Source organism: Tunicatimonas sp., assembly GCF_049647865.1.
Lineage (GTDB): Bacteria > Bacteroidota > Bacteroidia > Cytophagales > Cyclobacteriaceae > Tunicatimonas.
Genome location: NZ_JBARYM010000806.1, coordinates 1 through 4,951, shown reverse-complemented (window position 1 = coordinate 4,951; position 4,951 = coordinate 1). Strand labels below are relative to the sequence as shown.

General features: G+C 43.9%; 6 protein-coding genes. 3 read left to right on the top strand and 3 right to left on the bottom strand.

The annotated features are described in order from the left end of the window. Positions 1-363: 363 nt before the first annotated feature. Entirely contained in the window at positions 364-1,248 is an 885-nt protein-coding gene (locus tag WBA23_RS23240) for a hypothetical protein (RefSeq protein WP_424584667.1), read from the bottom strand. Positions 1,249-1,433: 185 nt separating this feature from the next. On the opposite strand from WBA23_RS23240, the gene WBA23_RS23235 reads away from it, so the two are divergent. From WBA23_RS23235 to WBA23_RS23225, 3 genes are read left to right on the top strand one after another with little or no spacing between them, the layout of a single operon-like run. Next, complete coding sequence (locus WBA23_RS23235; RefSeq protein ID WP_424584666.1) at positions 1,434-1,652, top strand: hypothetical protein; 219 nt, start codon at positions 1,434-1,436, stop codon at positions 1,650-1,652. Positions 1,653-1,672: 20 nt separating this feature from the next. Beyond that, positions 1,673-2,278, top strand: coding sequence for a hypothetical protein (locus tag WBA23_RS23230; protein ID WP_424584665.1), 606 nt, complete (start codon positions 1,673-1,675; stop codon positions 2,276-2,278). Between the two features lie 28 nt (positions 2,279-2,306). After that, positions 2,307-3,374, top strand: a complete 1,068-nt coding sequence (locus WBA23_RS23225) for a toxin-antitoxin system YwqK family antitoxin (RefSeq protein ID WP_424584664.1) — start codon at positions 2,307-2,309, stop codon at positions 3,372-3,374. Between the two features lie 27 nt (positions 3,375-3,401). On the opposite strand, the gene WBA23_RS23220 is transcribed toward WBA23_RS23225, so the two are convergent. Both WBA23_RS23220 and WBA23_RS23215 read right to left on the bottom strand, forming a co-directional pair. Beyond that, positions 3,402-4,055, bottom strand: a complete 654-nt coding sequence (locus WBA23_RS23220; RefSeq protein ID WP_424584663.1) for a hypothetical protein — start codon at positions 4,053-4,055, stop codon at positions 3,402-3,404. A gap of 45 nt (positions 4,056-4,100) precedes the next feature. Beyond that, a partial coding sequence (locus WBA23_RS23215; RefSeq protein ID WP_424584662.1) for a WD40/YVTN/BNR-like repeat-containing protein occupies positions 4,101-4,951 on the bottom strand: 851 nt, incomplete at its 5' end.

The following is a 4,951-nucleotide window of genomic DNA, read 5'->3' as shown; positions in this document are numbered from 1 at the left end:
GTAAAGTAGCGAGCAAAAAACATATTTCTTCCTCATCATCAAGTATCAAAATTCGCTTCTCTTTCATCTATCTATTGGGCAATGATTATTCAGGGCTATTCGTATAAATAAGCCCTTACAGCCCTATAGAGATAAAACTATGCCAAAATGCCATTCTATTTGCCATACTATAGGCAGACAATGGAGTTAATCTATTTTAAGCAATTATTGTAATCAAATACAAAAAAAGGAAATTTATGATACGAATCAGAATTTTTTTAATGGTGCTTCTTGTCTACAGTAGTTGGGGAAAAAATTCCTATTCATTCGCTAAACCAGACAAGAACTGGGTATGCTAGTCGGTGAACTGGTGCGAAAGCTATTTTACTTTTGAGCCAGGCTAGCGTTACATAATATGGAATTTGAACCACTTCGGCTAACTTTACTACTGATACTGATTTTAGCATCTTCGTTTTCGTAGTACCAAAAGTCTTCGGCAATAGCCGATAGTGGGCTTACCGGAAGCACAAACGGAATATCCTCAATCTGATTCTGGTTCTCAAACCCATCTTGAAAGACAATCTGAAACTCATTTTCAGTTGCAATACCGCCTTCTATATCATCAAAATAAACGTGAGTGTTCCCACTGTTCTCCGGGTCAAATTCAAGCGAGCGTAGAGCGAAAGTGTAAAAAGTGAGGCTCGGATCGTCAACAGGAATATAGTTGGGGTACTCGAGCGGATAGCCTGAAATATCCTCAGTTACGTCAATGTCTGGCCCAGTAACCCGCACTGATACAAATTCTCGAGCCCCAAAGTCAGCATTAATTCGCATTTGGTACCACTGCCTAGGTTGTAATATTACGTCCAAGTTACGAACTTCCCATTTTTCGGTAGCGGTGGGTGTACCTTCCCGATTCTCTGGCGAACCTACCGGAAAGTACAGCAGACCGTTCCGAGTGAGTCCCGCTAAACTCATCCAATCGGCCCCGGCAAAATGAATAGGATTCGCCGTTCCTTCTAACCACTCAATATCCAATCCGAAAATAATATCTTCAGCCAAGCTATCTTCAAAGTAGAAGTAACCGCTAATGTAAGCTCGGGTTGGCTCTCGGAAAAACTGCTGAAGTGAATCGCCTGAGTAAGCAAATGCTACTGACGCGCTATTAACTAGCTCCATTAGTTCAGGAGTAACTACTTCTTCTGAGGTATCCTGACAAGATGTGAACACAGCCAAAATAATAATGGATAGGCAAACGAATAACTTCATAACTGTAAAGTAAGTATACCTTAAAACACCAATTTCTGTGCTAGCTTATTGGTATTTTCCGAGAGTCCTTTGTACATATATTACACGAAGCATTTTACTACCGACGCTAGTTAACTTTCTTAGTTATAGTCCAAAGAACCAAATGAATTTTTATTTTTGCTACTGGCTATTAACTCTTAACCATTATGAAAACGCAGAATTACAACCCTAGTCCGTGGGAGAAAACCTTTGCCCGAATTATTGCCGATTTAAAAGATTCTATACAAAACCAGCTCTCGGAGGCAAAAATTGTGGAAGTGCAAGCTGAGCTAGAAGCTGATAACCCTTCGGTACGTTTTAATCTGGAAGATAATGACGGCGATTCGCACGAGATTGTAGTTCGGGTGATTGAACGTATTGACTAGAATGAAAAGCTAACACCAATATGTCACGGTTATCGCTTACAGCTAAGGAGCTACAGTATCTTACGGATACTGATTTTCTGCTTACTAAAGTGGCTATCAATAGAAAGGCTAACCGTTTGCTAACTACAACTCAAACTGAGCTAAAGGCGTACATTCAAGATAAATCTCCGGCTTTTCCCGAAACCGTACTGATCCGAGGCGGAAAAATTTCTCAAGGTGAGAGTTACCGCAATTTGCCTTATCAGGTGTTAGACTATCCCCGTAAATTTAGTAAAAGCGATATTTTCAGTATCCGTACTATGGTGTGGTGGGGTCACGAATTGAGTATCACCTGGCATGTAGCTGGGGAGTCTTTAACTCACTGTAGCCCTCAGTTAGAGAGTCAACTATCTCTTATGAAACGCTGGGACTGGCAGGTGTGTGTAGGCGATGATCCGTGGCAGTATTATCAGCTCCCTTCTTACTACCAACCTGCCGCAAGTTTTGAGGAAAATACGTGGAAATTGTGGCTAGATAAACGCGCATTTTGCAAGTTTGCCGTTTTTTTTTCATTTTCTGACTGGGATGAGCTTCCGCAAAAGGCTGTTACTTTTTTAGACCAAGTTGTGACAATACTGGATATATAGCGTTATATAAATAAACCAAGCAATTTCAATGAGATATCTACTTTTTTACCTGACCTTTTTTTTAACTATTCCTGTAGTTTTTGCTCAGGAGCGGGTTACCCCAATTGATAGCCTTCGCGGACGAGGAGAACTAGTTGACGACGAACGTGAAGGCCGATGGCTCTTCTTTGATCAACGGGGCCAAGTAGTGCAGCGTGGCGAGTTTGATGGGGGAAAGCAAGAAGGCCGTTGGCAGTTTTTTAATAATTACGGCGGGTTATTGGGTGTAGGTAACTATGGCGAAGGCGAGCCTAATGGCGAATGGAAGTTTTACTTTATTAATGGCCAACTTAAATCAGTTAGCCATTTTAAGGATGGGATTCGCGACAGTACGTATCTGGAGTACCATTATAACGGAAAAAAGAGCGTAGAAGGCCAATACCAAAGTGGAGTAGAAACCGGGGTGTGGAAAAATTATTATGAATCGGGGCGGATATACTCTGCCGGAAAGTATCAAAATGGGTTGAAAGATGATTTATGGCGGTATTATAGCGAAGCCGGAACGCTAGCCGCTGAAGGAAATTACAAACTCGGCTTAGAAGATGGACAGTGGTTCAAATATCATGATAATGGCCAATTAGAATCCGTTGGCTCATTTATTATGGGGGAAGAAGATGGACTTTGGGGACTGTTCTACATTAACGGACAACTGATGCAAGAAGAGTCTTGGGAGGTGGGACTACTTAAAACTGTCAGCAAATTTTACACCATCACTGGGGATTCACTAGCTAGTGGCAGTCTAGAAAATGGCTACGGCGAACGGCTCACCTACCACCCCACTGGGGAATTAGAATCCAAGGGAAATTACCAGAACGGGCTACCCTACGGTGAATGGATATATTATTTCAAAAGCGGTGCCGAACGAAGTAAAGGTAATATGCTCAACGGCTACCGCAACGGCGAGTGGTTGCTGTACTACGACAATGGTAACGTAGAATCTATGGGATCTTACGAGCGAGGAGAAAAATCCGGAAACTGGATCTACTACAGCCGCTCGGGCAAAGTCATAGAAAAAGTCAACCACAAAGTCAGCAATGCGGTCGCCGATGAGTCTTAACCTCTCGTTGACTACTTACTCATAAGTTTAAGGCATGGCTGTCTCTTTTTCATCTGTAGCAATATACGGAATATCATTCTCCTGAATGAGCTGATTGTAGGCCGGTATGGCTTCTTCCATCAGTTGCTGAATCTCCGACTGCCGGGCTTGCCACTCCTGCATTATATCTTCAAATCGCTGTTGCTGTCCGTTGGTTACGGGAGGTACTGCGGCATCAATCGTATTTTTCAAATGCTTTAGGTGAGTATCTAATTGATTCGGAAAGTTAATTACGTCCTGAAAGGTCTTCTGCTCCATTTGTACCAGTTTGCCTTCCAATTCATCTACCGTATCCAATATTTCTTCTCCGGCTTCCACTACCTCAGCGTTAAGCTCTTCATCGCCCAATCGTTCGTTCATACTTTTCACCAACTCTCGCACATCCTGCATCTTCCGCACCGATTGATATAAGTCTTTCACCGACTGATCTAATGTTTCTAAATGCTGTTCTTTTTCGGCCAATTGAGATTCAGTAGCTTTCACCCGGGGGTCTAGGAGCACTCTAAACGGTTGGGTGAGCGTATCTTCGCCGTAAGCTACTCGAACCTGATACTCACCGGGCGTCACGCGGTAGCTCTGCATCCCCTGAAAAGGCATCAATCCCTTCACTTCCTCGTAGTCGTTTTGGTAAAGGTTCCACACCCACTGGTTCAGTCCAGCTTCTTTCGGTAGTTTTTCGGGCTCTTTTTACGCCTCACTGGTATACGCCCGTATCACTGAATCTTCTTCGTTCAAAATCTCCAGAGTCAGTGCAACCGAATCGTCTTCGGGTACTTCATTTAAATAATAGTAAATAGCCGCTCCGTTAACCGGGTTTTCACCTAATGCTACCGCCGTAGTATCTCGGCTGCCATCGGTCTTGTAAGTATCGCGGGGTTGAAATAAGAAGGTGCTAGCATCTTTAATACCTTCATTAAGCTGATGCAGCGGAGTAAGGTCATCCAGAATCCAGAAAGCCCGCCCCTGAGTAGCCGCGACCAAATCATTTTGGTGTACTTTCAAGTCGGTGATCGGCACCACCGGAAGGTTTAATTGAAAAGGCTGCCACCGTTGCCCGCCATCAAACGAAGCGTACAGTCCGGTTTCAGTTCCGGCGTACAGTAAATCTTTTCTCTTGGGGTCTTCCCGCACTACCCGTACGAAAGCTTCTTCCTCAATTCCGTTTACCAAACGGGTCCAGGAGTTGCCGTAGTCGGTGGTCTTGAAAATATGGGGGGTAAAATCATTAAATTTATAGCGAGTGACTGCTAAATAAGCCGTACCCGGATCATGGGGCGAAACTTCAATGGTATTAATCAGTGCTTCCCCTACTTCGCTGGGTGTTACGTTCTGCCAGCTTTGTCCGCCATCCTTTGTTACGTGAACTAGCCCATCGTCGCTCCCCGCCCAAAGGGTATTAGCTTCGTGAGGCGATTCAGCCAGATAGGCAATGGTATGGTACACTTCTCCCCCGGCACCTTCTTTGGTAATTGGTCCGCCGCCGTAGTCTAAGGTAGCAGTATCATTTTTTGTTAAATCCGGACTAATCTCTGCCCACT